Raw genomic sequence first — 14,596 nt, 5'->3', positions numbered from 1 at the left:
GCATTGTACAATAATCTCAACATTATCTCTGTATAAGAAAAGGAATTTTGATGATGAGCGAACTTGTACAAGAAATCATCCGCTACCCCGCTTCAAGAATACTTGACGTAGCCAAGGCGTTGTCCGGAGACCTTCGGGTCCGCATTTTGGAAGCGCTTGGGGAAAAGCCGATGAGCGTCAGCCAACTGGCCGAAGCGCTGGGCGTAGCCCAACCGACCATCTCCATCAACGTCCAGACGCTTGAGCAGGCCGAACTGCTCGTCTCCGCCCAGGGAGCCAACCGGGAAAAAATCTGCTCCGTAACCTGCCGCTCCATCCAGTTGGAGCTCCCTTCCAAACCCGGGGACGGCCTTCATCCTGTCGAGAGTATTCATATGCCGATCGGGATGTACTCGCATTGTTCCGTGAAGCCCTCCTGCGGCATGGCCGGCAAAGACGGGATCTTGATCGGCTCGCAGGATGACCCCCGGGTATTCTATATGCCTGAACGGATAGACGCCGCGCTTCTCTGGTTTGCCGAGACGGGCTATATCGAATATTATTTCGCCAACCCGCTGCCTCCCGGCGTCGAGCTCGATGAATTGCGCATTCGCGCCGAGCTGTGCTCCGAAGCTCCTTCCTTTCGTGCGGACTGGGCTTCCGACATCACGGTCACCGTAAACGGCCTGGATGCCGGCACATGGACCTGTCCGTCCGATTTCGGGGACCGGAAAGGCAAGCTGACTCCCGAACGCTGGAAAAGCGGCACGGAGTACGGCAAGCTGACGGAATGGCGCATCAGCAACCAAGGGAGTTCCGTCAACGGCGTCCCTGCTTCGGACACCTCGATCGGGATGCTTCATTTGGCCTATAACCAGCCTATTTCCGTCCGGTTCGAAGTAAAGAAGGAGGCGGCCAACAAGCGAGGACTCAATCTGTTCGGGAGCCAATTCGGGGATCATCCGCAGGATATCGTACTGGAGTTCATACGGCGTAACGGAGAATCGTAAATGAAACTTATGTTTACGCTTGTTCCCATTCTAATTGCCGTTATCTTTGCCGCGGTCATCATCAGCTTGATCGTTAGGGGCGTCCGCTATGCCAAAAATGCCGGTTCGCCGCGGGATTCCCGCTATGCGCGAATCGTATCCAAACGGATGAACGTGAGGAGTCACTCGCACAATATGAATGATTCCATGCATAACTCATCCCGCACCTATTACTACATCACGTTGGAATTCGATAACGGGCAGCGCCAGGAATATCTGGACGTAAAAAATTTGTACGGACTTGTCGTGGAGGGAGACGTCGGGTACGCCGCAATCCAGGGGGATTGGATCGTGGCCTTTGAGCGGAATGCAGGCCAAGGGCAAGGCGGGAACCGGTTTTAAGGGATTCGAAAAGCTATGGGATATCGGATAAAGCTTATTTTAAGATTACTTCATTCAAACAAAAGACCCTGACGGTTTATTGACCAGTCAGGGTCTTTCGGCATTTTATTCCGTTCAGTTAATCGGCAATCCTTGCTTTTTCGCATAATTGCCCCAATGTGGCTGTCTGCCATCGACATCGCTAAATCCGTATTCGTCGGACAAATCCCAGCTTGTCAGCGCGCAGCCCGATTTTTCGTGGACATTAGGATCACCGGCAAGGGCGGCTATAGCTTGGCCGACAAAGTAAGGCGTTTCCGATTCAATGTAATGTGGTTCCTGGGCAACCGCGTCACGCCAGTTGTCCTCTCCCACTCCAAAATGATCCAGCATCTGTTCGGACCGCAGAAATCCCGGCGTAACCGCCAGGGCGGTAATATTACTGGAGCGCAGTTCCTCCGCCATGGCTGCCGCCAGGTGAATCGGCGCAATTTTGGCAAGGCTGTAATACAAATTGCCTCGGTAATTATAGGTGGACCCGTCGGTGATTTCTATGATCAGTCCCCCTCCCCGTTTGATCATCAGCGGAGCCCCATAATAGCTCGTGATCAGATGGGTCTTGACCGCCCGCTCCTGCATCAGCAGCGCATCGCCTAAAGGCTGTTCCCAAAAGGGAGTACCCCAATGAGTTAACTGCTCACCGCCCCAAATATCATTGACGAGAAGGTCCAGCCGACCCTGTTGTTCCTCCGCAATCCGCTCGAACAACGCCTTCACTTCCTCTTCCCGCGTATGATCCGTTCGGACCGGAATGCCGATTCCGCCGCGCGCGGTAACCATCTCCGCCGTCTCGTCGATCGTTTCGGACCGGTTGATATCCGAGGCGCCGCCCCGGACGCTGCGTCCCGTACAATAAACGGTTGCCCCAGCGGCTCCAAGCATGACGGCGATCCCGCGGCCCGCTCCCCGCGTGGCTCCGGCTACCACGGCAATTTTCCCCGCCAATGGCTTCAAAGTCTTGTTTTCCATAGATGAATCATCCTCCCGGTAACTTCTGTTTCTAACGACATTTTCAGTTTACCCGTCAAATATGACATCCATTGTCTTATATAAATGATACAATTCAAAGTAGGAAAGAAAGATGAAGGAAGGGATCTACATGAGGGCGGATCGGCTGTTATCCATTTTGCTGCTGCTGCAAAACGGCGGCAAATTAAACTCGCGCCAGCTTGCTGAAAAATTGGAGGTCTCGGAGAGGACGATCGTGAGGGATATGGACGCTTTGAGCTCCGCCGGAATTCCGGTATATGCGGAACGCGGTCCCCTTGGCGGATGGATGCTAGCGGAGAATTATCGGACAAGTCTGACGGGGATGAATCAGGAAGAAATTCTTTCCCTGCTTTTGACCAGTTACAGCCATCTGCTGGGAGAGTTAGGAATTCCAAAGCGAAGCTTCGATGCGGCGTACCAGAAGCTGCTCGCTTCCTCTCCTGCACCTGTCCGGCAGGATGCCGAAATGCTCTCGGAACGCATTCATATCGATGGAGCCGGCTGGCATACATCGGGCGAAAGCTTTCCGCAGTTAACCGTAGTGCAGGAAGCGGTCTGGGGACAGCGCAAGCTGGACATATCCTACCGCAAATCGGAAAGCGATGCCGCCTACACCGGTGCCATCTCCAGACGGACCGTTCACCCGTTAGGCCTGGTGGCCAAACGAAACGTCTGGTATCTGGTGGCGGAGGAGAACGGAGTGATTAAGACCTTCCGCATCTCCCGGATCACGGAAGCCGCTGTGCTCGAAGAAACCTTCCAGCGTCCGCCCGGCTTCTCCCTGAGCGGATACTGGGAGCAATCCACCGCCGACTTCAAATCCGCCTTGCCGCGGTACCCGGCAACGATCTCCATTTCGGTGCAGCGGCTGGCCCGGCTAAAGCGGGAGCGCTACGCCAAGGTGCTTCGCGCCGAGCCCGAGGACGTCCAAGCCGGCTGGATGTCCGTGGATATCGAGTTTAACACGCTGGAATCGGCGTGCGAAATCCTGCTCGCCTGCGGCCGGGAAGCGAAGACGCTGCTCCCGCCGGAGCTGCGGGAGATGATCCGCAATGAAGCGGAGGCGATATCCGCGCTGTACCGCTGAAAGCGGCCAGCCGCTTCGCCTTATTCGGCCGGCCCGGCCGCAGGAGCGGCAACCGCCGTAAAATAAGCCTGCAGCTTCCGGTTCAGCCACAGCGACACTGCGATAAACAGGGCGACGCCGAGAAATTTGGCCGGCTGGTCCAAAAAGTCGGACAAATGGGTCCCGATATAGGACACGCAGAAGACCATGACCGCCTTGCCCAAAGCCACCGCCGTCGCGAAAGTACTCACCTGCATCCGCGTCAATCCCGCGGCCATATTGATGACAACAAAAGGCCCGACCGGGAGCATACTGAGCAGGAAAACAAAGCTGAACCCGTTCTTCCGGGCCCATACCATTGCTTTTTGCACCTTCGGTTTCTCGGCCCAACGCCGGATGAGGGAGGTGCCTGCCGCTTTGCGGATGAGCATAAAAGTCAGCAGACTTCCCGCAACGAGACCGATCCAGGAATATAGAAATCCCTGCCACATGCCATAGATCGCAGCATTAGCTCCGACGATAACAATCGTAGGCAGCGGCGGAACGAATGATTTCATAAATGTGAGCAAAATTCCGGGCAGCGGCCCAAGCGACCTGAACCTGTCCAGAAACAGCTGAAAATGTTGTTCCGTAAAATAATCCATGATACTGAGCTCTGCATCAAGCATTTGTTCACCTCTTTTAATCGGGGTCACTATATTATACTATGAGCGAACCGGAAACCTTAAAGTAATATTCGACAATCCTATTATGAATGAGGATGACCCCCGATCCCGTAATTTCGATTACTTATTCCATCCCTTTTCCTTAAATCGCGCAATGGCTTCGATCCGGTTCCCCACCTTCAGTTTTTCTAAGATCGTTGAAATATAGTTGCGTACGGTTCCCTGGGAGAGGTATAGCTCCTCCGCAACCTCCTTTGTCTTCTTCCCCTCGGCAACAAGCCCCAGCACCTGGATTTCGCGGTTCGTCAACGGATTCTCGCTATCATCCTCATAGACAAAATCCACAAGCTCCGGGGCATAAATACGGCGGCCTTCCATAATAATGCGGATCGAAGCTATTAATTCCTCAATGGGACTGTCCTTCAGTAAATAACCGCGGACCCCCGCTTTACGCGCACGTTCAAAATAACCGGGACGCGCAAACGTGGTTAAGATAATAATTTTGCAGTCGTTATCCAGAAGCTCCTCCGCTGCGTCTAGACCGGTCAGGATCGGCATCTCGATATCCATAATGCAAATATCCGGCTGTAATTCAATCACCAGCTTAATGGCTTCCTCGCCGTTCCTGGCGATGCCGACTACTTCAAAATCTTCCTCCATGTTTAACAAGGATTGCATGGCACCGAGCAGCATCCCCTGATCTTCCGCTATCACAATACGAATCATATTGTCTTCCCCCCTTATTGATTTGTAATCGTAACCGGGACAGAAATAATCATGGTCGTACCTTTGTCGGTCTTCATATGAAAGGAACCGTTTATAAAATCAATCCGTTCCTGGATCCCTTTCAAGCCGTTGCCGCCTTCAAATCGTTTAGCATTCGGAAAACCGATTCCGTTATCATGAATCGTCAGCTTAAACATTTCATCACTTTGATAAAAACTGATGCGACAAATCGTTGCCTGGCTATGCTTCACGATATTGGTTACCGCTTCTTTCAAGCACATACTTACGATATTTTCAGCAAAAACCGGCATATGAATCTCACTTGTATCCCCGTTTAAACGAAATTTAATCTGCGCCGCCTTTAAAATCTGTTCGACACGAACCAATTCATCCGCCAGATGTATCGCGCGTATATCCGCCACCAACTCACGAACTTCTTTGAGCGCAATGCTCGCCGTTTGGCGAATATCCCTGATTTCTTGGATGGCCTGTTGTGGATTTTTTTCTACTAAGCGTGTCGCCAAATCACTTTTCAATCCAATCATGGATAGCTTCTGACCCAGCGTGTCATGCAAATCGCGCGCAATACGTTGGCGCTCCTCATGCACCGTCAGCTCGGAAATGCGCTCGTTTGCCGTTACGAGCTCCCCCTCCAGATTCTCGCGTTTCGACTTGGAATATAGAGCAAAGGGCACTAACACTACCCCTAGAGCAGTAACGATAATGAAAGGCGTTTGGGATATAAACAAATCCTGAAAGAAAAAATACCCCACTTCGATGGTGACTGTCGTAAACAGAATATTCAAACCATACATGACATAAAAACCAACGGCCTTCTTAAAATTAAAACCGATCAAAATCGCCGTAAAGAGGACAAAATAAGCATAACCAAACGACAGTGTCATTAGGATATTCAGCACCATTTGGAGGCCGATCCACATGTACTTCAGGCCCGTCCGTGCACTGAACGAGAAATAATAGCTTAAAAAATATAGGATAATCAATAATACCGCTACGCTAATGAGCCACAATGAAAACGAATGGATAATATGGATAATAAAGTAGAAGGGCATAATGCAGACGATGATCCACAGATAGATACTTAACATCGGACTTTTAGGAATGATACTGTACCACTTTTGCATAACAGCCCCGCTTCTTATGTTCGCTTTTTCAATCATTATAACTCAAAAAGGGCACCTCTTACCTATGAAGAGGCACCCTTCCAATAAGCTAGCTATATTTTTTGGTCAATACCACTTTACTGCGTGTCACTTCTAACTTTGCAGCCTCTTTAAACGTTACAAATTTATGCCGTTCAGGGTCATATAGCTTATAACGAATCGACTCTAAACTCGTCTTTAGCGTGATCGTGGTTGCCTGTTGTAATGGCGGAATCGATTCATGAGCATCCTCCAGCTTATAGTTCGGTACGCGAGGCGCCAAATGGTGAACATGGTGGAAGCCGATGTTACCCGTTACCCATTGCAGTAATTTTGGCAGCTTATAGTAAGAACTGCCTTCAACGGCAGCTTTGACATAATCCCACTTCGAATTATGTTCAAAATAAGAATCCTCGTACGTGTGCTGAATATAGAATAACCAAATCCCCATCGACCCTGCGATCAATAACGTTAGACCATGCACAAGAAAGAATGCAGTCCAGCCAAATGCCAGAATAAGTGCTGTACAGACCGCCAACAACATGATATTTGAAAAATAAGTATTCAATCGCTCTTTTGTACGTACCCCACTACGGTTAAATCGATTTAATACAAGCACCATATATAGAGGGCCTAATCCAAACATCACTATCGGATTGCGGTATAAACGGTACCCTAGACGACCAAGCTTCGATTTGGCCAAATACTCATCCACAGTCAGCATATCGATATCGCCGATCCCGCGCTTATCTAAGTTCGAGCTTGTTGCGTGATGAAGCGCATGCTCGCGTTTCCACTTTTCGTAGGGGAAGGAAGTCAGGATCCCCGTAATGTTTCCGACAATATCATTGGCTCTTTTGCTCTTGAAGAATGACCCGTGTGTACAATCATGGAAAATAATAAACGTACGCACAACGAAGCCTGATGCAATAACGCTACATAATACGGTGTACCATGGTGAATACGGCAATACCGCATAGCCGGCTCCCCAAATGAGTAACAACGGGAGAAGGGTATTGATGATTTGGTTAATACTGATTCGCGTATCAGATTTGGCAAACGGTGCAACATCATTATGCAACTGCTTCGTCTTGTTTGCATCTGTGTTAATCAATATAAATTCCCACTTTCTCTAAGCTTCTATATTCATCATATAAAAGATCAGAAATCAGGGGTACTCTCAAACATCATTATTTTCATATGACACTTGTCATATAGTTAACGTTACGGGGAGCTCAATAGCTATTCGTTTCCATTCCTCCGCCCAGATTTCCTTTTATTGCACGGTGTCAAGCGGCTTCAAGTAAGCTTCAATTTGGGCTCGCTTAGGCTCCAGGAAAGGCGGGAGTGCCAGCGACTCACCGAGATGGGCGGGATTTTCGTCCGTGGCAAATCCGGGGCCGTCGGTCGCGACTTCGAACAGAATTCCGTTCGGCTCGCGGAAATAGAGCGACCGGAAATAGAAGCGGTCCACGAATCCCGAATTCGGGAAGCGAGCACCCCGGATGCGCTCGATCCAGGCCCGCAGTTCCTCCTCGTCCTCCACGCGGAACGCAACGTGATGCACTCCGCCGCGCCCCAGCCGTTCCGGCGATAGGTCGGTTCTCTCCTCAACATGAACCTCGGCACCACTGCCGCCTTCCCCCGTCTCGAACACGCTGATGTCAGGTTGTCCTTCCACGAAAGAAGGATACTGCCCTTTCCGGCGGAAGCCCATCAGTTCGGTTAATACCGAGATCGTCAGGTCAGGCTGGGCGACCGTCAATTGGACCGGCCCCAATCCCAGGATGGCGAATTCGGCCGGAACCGGACTCCGGTCCCACGGCTTGCCGCCGGGAACGCCGGTATTGTTTTCATCCGATACGAGAACCAGCCGCTGTCCTTCAAAATCCCTAAACGCCAGACTCGCACGTCCCGCCCGCTGCTTCACTTCCTCACGCTCGACCCCGAATTCATCCAATCGCCGGGACCAGTATTCCAGAGCCCGATCGCTCGGCACGCGAAGCGAAAGTGCGGAGATACTGTTATTCCCGTCGACATTCCGTCCCGCGTTCGGGATCTCGAAGAAGGTAAGTTCGGTTCCCGGATTGCCTACCTCGTCCCCGTAAAATAAATGATACACAGAGATATCATCCTGATTGACCGTCTTTTTGATTAGCCGGAGTCCCAATATTTTCGTGTAGAATTTAAAATTTTCCGAAGCTGTCTTGGTTAGAGCCGATACATGGTGAATGCCTTTGAATTCCATATTCATAGCGAAATCCCTCCGTTATCTTATTGGCTTTTTTGTATTTTTCGAAGCAGCCCGAGAAGCTGATGCTTTTCCTCCCGGCTGAGTCCGGCAAACTGCGAAGCCTGATATTGTTCCTGTATGGGAACTACTTCATGATAGAGTGCCCATCCCTTCTCAGTCAGCGACAGCCATTTTTTCTTCCATTCCTGCTCCCGCTTGATCCAGCCCAACTCCTCCATCTTCGTCAGCAGTTGGGTGATGTTACCTTTCGACACCAGCAGCTTGTCGGCCAGATCTTGCTGAGTCAGCCGCCGATGGCTTCCGATCTGGACCAGCGCATCGAATTGGGCTACCGAAAGATTCCATGACTTAAGATGCTGGTTGGAGGCGCGAAGACTCCGGTTATAAATCCGCGAAATGCGGAACCATACAAGCAGCCCCAATTTCTCCTCTTGCCTTTCCGCAGCTTTGGAGCCGCGCTCTATTTTGTCCATTCCCTCTCACCTCATTTGCTGTGATTAACATCAGTTTAGTACTAAACTTATAAAAATTCAAGTAGCAGCTTCTTCATAACCTGAGATGGTTCCTTTTTTTAATGTTTCAGTATTCCGTTAAATGACAACAAGACCGGAGGCCATGCTCTGGTCTTGTTGTCATGTTTTAGACTAATTTGGTGAGGAAATGGCTCTTCCTTCAGGAAACGTCGAGAATCCTCGACAACCGTACGAGTAAAACGGCTGCCTCCGCCCGGGTGACTTGCTCGTTCGGCGCGAATCGTCCCGCGCCTCGCCCCTGGAGTAGCCCCTGTTTTACGGCTTTACGAACATAGCCCTTGGCCCAGGCTGGAATTTCGGCGTCATCTTCGAAAGCAAGACCACCCAAAACGGCACCCGCTTCCGAGTTGCCGCCGACCTTCCCGTCATCCGGCCACTTCAGCACGCGGCCCAAAATGACGGCGATTTCCGCACGCGTCAGGGACTGCCCTGGCCGGAACGTGCCGTCGGCGTAGCCGGTGATGAGTCCCCGCTCAGCGGCCCCGTCGACGGCTTCCTTGGCCCAGGCAGGAATGGAGCCGTTGTCGGTGAAGAAACCGGAAGAAGCAGCCCGAGATGATTTAAGCAGGCGATCCAGCATGACAGTCCATTCGGCGCGGCTAACGTCGTTATCCGGCCGGAATGTCCCGGAAATATCCCCTTTTACGAGCCCCATCGAAAAGGCGGCCTGCATTTCGGCATGCGCCCAATGCCCCTTCACGTCATTAAACGGCAATGGACTTACCGTACCCGGCTCCTCCGACGGCAACCTCGTCAAGGTCAGACGGTAGGTTGTCGACGTTCTGTCTTCAGCATAAATACGCATCTCCAGGAGGTTATCTCCTGCTTTTAGATCGGCCGTGTATTTTCCCTTGACGATTTGCCCATTAATCTCCACCTTTGCTAAAGGATGCAGGGACTCGAAACTTAGCGAAACTTGTGCCCCCCGGGTCAACGCTGCATAATCATGAACGTCGGCCTGAAACGGCGGCGTCATGACGAGCGCTGTGCCGGCCGCGGTCAGGCTCAACTGCTTCAGCCGGGATTCCGGAGATTTCGCCAGAAGCGCAGGCGCCGTGATCGGTCCTGTCTCGCTGAAACCGGAACCCGCCCCCGAGCCGGAAGGCGGCGGCGTGCGAACGCTACCGGCCAGATCGGAGCTGCCATTTCCAGCGGCATCGACCGCTTTAACCATAAACGTATAATCGACGTTTGCTGTCAGACCAGTTACCGTGTAGCTTCTCGCAGCGGCAGAAAGCGAATTCACGCGGCTTGCGCCCTGATAAATCTCGTAAGCCTCAATGCCGGTGTCATCGCTTGCCTCCGGCCACTCCAAGGTTACGGCGCTAGACGCAAGCCCAGAGAAATCCAGCTTCGCTCCGGTCGGCCAAACCGGCGGCACCGTGTCGGCCGGCTCCGGCGACGCGCCCTTCGCCAACGTCACAGAGACCGCTGCCGAGGCAGCAAGCTCCGACTCGTTGCCCGATGCATCCGTGGCAGTCACAACGAAGACATAGATGCCGGGAGCAAGGTCCCCGATGTCGCCGGCAGGCACGGAGCCATCCGCCATGCTTATGCCAACTACGAGTCCCGCTCCAAGCTCCCCTCCGCCTACGGTTCCATCTCCGTCAGCATCGTTCCAGAGATAAGCCCGAACGACCGTTCCGGCTTCCCCGACTGCATTGTCATCTCCGTACAATTGGTCGTTCACCCCACTATAGTGATCGATGGAGCCAAACCGGGAAGCATCCAGGATAGGAGCCGTCGTATCCGGTAGGTCTGCTCCCTCAAGAATCATGACGGACGACACAGTTTGCGTTCCAAGCACGGCCCCGTTGGACGGTGTGCTTATTTGAACCTGAAATGACCGGTCTCCCTGGTATCCGACCATATTTGTAATTGGTATGGAATACTGTTTACTCGTCTCCCCTTGATCGAACACGAGTGTATCATCGATGGCGGAGTAATCTCTGCCTGCCGCCGCAGTTCCCTCCAGCGTTAGAAGCCGGATCTTCGCCTGTCCGTAGCTTCCACCCGTCCGGTAAACCGCCACTGTTACGCTTCCGGCATCCTCCCGAACTTCGTAGCGGTCCAAAGCCAAATTCAGCGTGCCATCTGCCGCGCTGTTCATGACCTGGAGATAACCTCCTGCATGCACCGTTACGATGTCTGGTTTACCGTCCCCGTTTAAATCTCCGGAAGTCACTTGGCCTGCAAAAGGATAAGAATCGCTGAATGGCGGTTGAAACGTCCCATCCCCGTTTCCGAACAAAATCGGAACGGAAGCGCCTTGAACGCCGCCTAAGAGGTCAAGATTTCCGTCCCCGTCAAAATCGCCCAGTTCGAGATCCAGAGGCAGTGAACCAAGCGGATAGGTAGAGACAGGTCCGAATGTCCCGTCTCCGTTTCCTAAAAATACATTCACAGTGTTGTCATTATTCGCAGCCACAGCCAGATCCAGGTTTCCATCCTGATTGAAATCTGCAGCTTGCAGTCCAATAGGGCTTCTGCCCGAAGATAAGGGACTGATGGCTGCGAATCCGCCGTTCCCGTCCCCGAGCAAGATGCTGATATTGGCGGAACTGTTATTGGCCACGGCCAGGTCCAGCTTACCGTCTTTGTTAAAATCCTCGGCAACCAGACTGCGAGGATTGATTCCGACGGAATATAAGGATTGCGTCGAAAAGGTTCCGTCTCCCTTCCCGAGCAAGATGGACACCTCATTGGAAGAATTGTTAGCCACGGCCAGATCGCTATTACCGTCTCCGTTAAAATCTCCCTGTACTAAGCCTATGGGCTCCGCCCCCACAAGAACCCTCGTCTCCGGCAAAAAGCTCCCGTCTCCAAGCCCCATTAAAATACTGAGCGTATTGTCCCCTGAACTGGAAACGGCCGCATCCACCGCTCCGTCCCCATTAAAATCCGCAAATGCAACCTTACGCGGAAGGCTTCCTACCGGACTCTGAGAACCGTTCCTGAACGTGCCGTCCCCATTACCCAGCAATACGGACATTATTTTTTCCGGAACATTGATAGCTATGATATCCTTTTTTCCATCCCTGTTGACGTCCTCAACGGCAGCGCTATATAGAATCCCCCCGATATCATGTCGAACAGCCTCGTGAAATAACGGCCGTTGCGCAGCCTTCGCGGTCTGGGGCGCCGCCATAGGCAGCAGGAGCGACACCCCCAGTACAACCGTCAACAGACTAACCAGCCCAATCCGTTTTTTATGTAACCTTAACCTCATGATCGCCATTCTCCTCCTCTCCATCATTCAACCTATCAGTCTATCAGAATTATTATAACTAAATAATAAATATAAAAAATCCCCCTGATGGGGGATTGGTTAAATATTTGCAGTAGCGGCCGCACTATCTGTACCCGGTCCGGCCGCATCCGATTATCCTCTTGACTCATTGATACTGATTTGCTTCAATCTGTTTTCCAGAATCTCCTGCCGTTCAAGCATGTCGGAAAGCATCTCATAAAGAGTATCCAGCGTGACTCCCGAATCCTTTAACCCCTTCGCGGCAAGCTGAGCCTCTTCTTTCCTGGCATGATGCCTGGCCGTAATCTCTTCGGATCTTACTCTTTGCGGATCGGCCGGAATATGGAAATGAGGAGTTTTGTTTAGCGGTTTTTTAGTTGCCATCGGAAACCACCACCTTCAGGACGGCATTGCGATCCAGACCGACCGTTCTGACCCAAAACTCGCCCGGCTCTTCGCTGCTGAGCGTCATTTCCATCTTCCCCTTCGTCACTTGAACCGGCTGTTGTATTCCATTTACGTCAATGAGGACCTGATCATTAAATGACTGCTGAATTCGGCCTTCCCAATCAAACACACTTAAGCTCAGGGTCATCAAGTCTTCCCCGTCGGATTCGATCGTTGCTTTATCGCCCGACAATTCGGCGATAGAGCCCGCGAATGCCCCGTCTACGTATTTCGTGTTCAGCAAATTCAAATTATTGAATTGCTGCTCATCGATCGGAACTAACCATTCCGATTCTACTTCCCCGGCAAGGTCGCTAAGCCCGATGACCCGCTTTTCCCGATTCAACTGCGCATAATATCTAGACAAATTCGATCACCTCCCAGGATATCCGTTGATCGAAGAGAGGGCTGAAAATCGTTACTACTTCGAATTGAGTCGCATTTAAAATTCGCCCGCGTACACCCGCATTATACTTGGGAGAACCATTGGTAGACCCTGTACTTGACACATTCAGAAAAGACTTTTCTATGTTAACGGCGTTCATGGTTAGAACGAATCTTTCTCCATCCGACCATGTTCCGTCGTTATACAGTGCAACATATCCGCGTTGGACTTTTTTTACCGCCGCCACGTTCTTCCACCCCGTTCCATCATCGAACTCCAAATATCCGTTCTTCGTTTGAAAATCGATGCCATCCACCTTATCCGCATTCGGCAGTATTCCGGCAATTTTGGCTTGGATGGCGCTGTTCATGAAAATGTCTTCGTTCGCGTTCCGCTGAGCGATCACGATCCGGTCCTTGTTGTCGTACCCCCGGCTTCCCTCCAGCCATTTACCGATTTTCGGCGTGATCGATTGGGCATTGACATGAGGTATATCCACGTACAGATACCCCCAATCCGGAAGCTCGTAAGTCCCGGGATTCACCCGAAAATACGTGCCCGAGCCAGGATTCATAACGATCAGGGACTTGTAGATGCCCAACTGTCCGCCGCCATAGTCCCTGATCTGTCCTTCCGGTATGATCATAAGCCCTTGAAGTCGCGCATTAAGCCCCCAGGACCGTTCATCTTCCAACGGATCGAGATCGACGTTGCCATGATAGCTGCTGTAAACGGCCAGGCAGGAAATGACATTCTCCAACGAGACACTGGCTTCCGTAATCGTCAACCGGACGTATTGTCCATTCGTCACTGGATTGAACGGCAAGAACGTAAACGGCTCATTCACCGTCCCCGTCTGGCTGTAGACCCGCGTCCAGTCCGTTCCGTTGGCACTGACCTCGGCATAGAAACCTCTGGGCATCCGGCTCAAATCCGAGCCTACCCAGGAACCGAAGGACATCCCCTCCAGCCTCACATATTCTTTGCCAAGATAGATCGTCAGCGATTGGGGAAGAACTACCTCCTTGGGGAGAGTCCATAAATGGCTATCTCCCACGCTTCCCCACTGAAAGGTAAACGGAGTCGTCGGATTTCCCGTCAATGTTCCTGCCGTCACGCTGACCCGCTTGAATTTGGCAATATTCGAGCTAAGGCCGCCTTGGCGAAGATGCTGGCGGTCGAGACTGTTTTTGGAGATCTTCCCGCTAGTCACGGCCCCAGTGGCAATCTTATCCGTGTTTACTGCGTTCGCGGCAATTTTGTCGGTGCTTACCGCTGCCGATGCGATTTTATCGCCGGTTACCGCGCCTGCGGCGAGCTTGTCGGTAAGGATGGCACCCCCGGCAATTTTGTCGGCCGTTACCGCACCGGTGACTATTTTATTGGTGTTTACCGCGCCTGCGGCAATTTTATCACCGGTTACCGCACCCGCCGCGAGCTTATCGGCAAGAACGGCACCCCCGGCGATTTTATCGGCCGTTACCGTCGCGTTAGCCAGCTTTTCCGTTACCACCGCGCCCGTTGCGATACCTTCCTTGCCGATTTGTGGAGCGTCCCCTCCCTTACCGGTATGACGATGGCCTTGTGCTTCATGGAACAGGGCATCAATCGCCTCGATATTTTCATTTTGTGCGATGCGTCTGACAATGTCGCTTGCCTCAAACGTATTCAGCCCACTGGGCAATTTAGGCATAAATCGCAATCCCCT

The 14,596-nt window shown here is 51.9% G+C and carries 14 protein-coding genes; 3 read left to right on the top strand and 11 right to left on the bottom strand.

Going from position 1 to position 14,596, the window contains the following annotated elements; all coding sequences use genetic code 11:
• Window positions 1-50 precede the first annotated feature (50 nt).
• Together DFP94_RS21025 and DFP94_RS21020 are read left to right on the top strand one after the other, a co-directional pair.
• Complete coding sequence (locus DFP94_RS21025) at window positions 51-989, top strand: ArsR/SmtB family transcription factor (RefSeq protein ID WP_245955031.1); 939 nt, start codon at window positions 51-53, stop codon at window positions 987-989.
• The gene (locus DFP94_RS21020; RefSeq protein ID WP_425459271.1) at window positions 990-1,370 is read left to right on the top strand and encodes a DUF2500 domain-containing protein; all 381 of its coding nucleotides are present in this window, start codon (window positions 990-992) and stop codon (window positions 1,368-1,370) included.
• Between the two features lie 114 nt (window positions 1,371-1,484).
• Here the strand turns inward: DFP94_RS21020 and DFP94_RS21015 are convergent, their stop codons facing one another.
• Entirely contained in the window at window positions 1,485-2,378 is an 894-nt protein-coding gene (locus tag DFP94_RS21015) for an SDR family oxidoreductase (RefSeq protein WP_114498422.1), read from the bottom strand.
• Window positions 2,379-2,508: 130 nt separating this feature from the next.
• Between DFP94_RS21015 and DFP94_RS21010 the strand changes: the two genes are divergently transcribed.
• Window positions 2,509-3,486: a helix-turn-helix transcriptional regulator gene (locus DFP94_RS21010; RefSeq protein ID WP_114498421.1), complete on the top strand. Its 978-nt coding sequence runs from the start codon at window positions 2,509-2,511 to the stop codon at window positions 3,484-3,486.
• 20 nt (window positions 3,487-3,506) lie between these two features.
• Here the strand turns inward: DFP94_RS21010 and DFP94_RS21005 are convergent, their stop codons facing one another.
• From DFP94_RS21005 to DFP94_RS20960, 10 genes are all read right to left on the bottom strand, one after another.
• A complete protein-coding gene (locus DFP94_RS21005; RefSeq protein ID WP_114498420.1) occupies window positions 3,507-4,133 on the bottom strand; it encodes a TVP38/TMEM64 family protein in 627 nt (208 codons plus the stop codon).
• A 117-nt stretch (window positions 4,134-4,250) separates the two neighbouring features.
• Window positions 4,251-4,856 carry a response regulator transcription factor gene (locus tag DFP94_RS21000; RefSeq protein ID WP_114498419.1) on the bottom strand — a complete coding sequence of 202 codons (606 nt, stop codon included), beginning with the start codon at window positions 4,854-4,856 and terminating at the stop codon, window positions 4,251-4,253.
• 14 nt (window positions 4,857-4,870) lie between these two features.
• A complete protein-coding gene (locus DFP94_RS20995) occupies window positions 4,871-6,001 on the bottom strand; it encodes a sensor histidine kinase (protein WP_114498463.1) in 1,131 nt (376 codons plus the stop codon).
• A gap of 88 nt (window positions 6,002-6,089) precedes the next feature.
• Window positions 6,090-7,133, bottom strand: coding sequence for a Delta(5) desaturase DesA (gene desA / locus DFP94_RS20990; protein WP_114498418.1), 1,044 nt, complete (start codon window positions 7,131-7,133; stop codon window positions 6,090-6,092).
• A 162-nt stretch (window positions 7,134-7,295) separates the two neighbouring features.
• A complete protein-coding gene (locus DFP94_RS20985) occupies window positions 7,296-8,267 on the bottom strand; it encodes a ring-cleaving dioxygenase (protein ID WP_114498462.1) in 972 nt (323 codons plus the stop codon).
• Between the two features lie 26 nt (window positions 8,268-8,293).
• Window positions 8,294-8,746 (bottom strand): MarR family winged helix-turn-helix transcriptional regulator, encoded by a 453-nt coding sequence (locus DFP94_RS20980; protein ID WP_114498417.1) that lies wholly within the window; start codon window positions 8,744-8,746, stop codon window positions 8,294-8,296.
• A gap of 199 nt (window positions 8,747-8,945) precedes the next feature.
• The gene (locus DFP94_RS20975; protein WP_181873247.1) at window positions 8,946-12,035 is read right to left on the bottom strand and encodes an FG-GAP-like repeat-containing protein; all 3,090 of its coding nucleotides are present in this window, start codon (window positions 12,033-12,035) and stop codon (window positions 8,946-8,948) included.
• A gap of 153 nt (window positions 12,036-12,188) precedes the next feature.
• A complete protein-coding gene (locus DFP94_RS20970) occupies window positions 12,189-12,440 on the bottom strand; it encodes a hypothetical protein (RefSeq protein WP_114498415.1) in 252 nt (83 codons plus the stop codon).
• A complete protein-coding gene (locus tag DFP94_RS20965) occupies window positions 12,430-12,870 on the bottom strand; it encodes a hypothetical protein (protein WP_114498414.1) in 441 nt (146 codons plus the stop codon). The genes DFP94_RS20970 and DFP94_RS20965 overlap by 11 nt, the downstream gene beginning before the upstream one ends.
• Window positions 12,863-14,581, bottom strand: a complete 1,719-nt coding sequence (locus DFP94_RS20960; RefSeq protein WP_114498413.1) for a discoidin domain-containing protein — start codon at window positions 14,579-14,581, stop codon at window positions 12,863-12,865. The genes DFP94_RS20965 and DFP94_RS20960 overlap by 8 nt, the downstream gene beginning before the upstream one ends.
• Between the last annotated feature and the right edge of the window lie 15 nt (window positions 14,582-14,596).

It is taken from the genome of Fontibacillus phaseoli (assembly GCF_003337355.1).
Lineage (GTDB): Bacteria > Bacillota > Bacilli > Paenibacillales > Paenibacillaceae > Fontibacillus > Fontibacillus phaseoli.
Note: the sequence above shows the minus strand (reverse complement) of the source record. Positions and strands in the feature narration are given on the sequence as shown.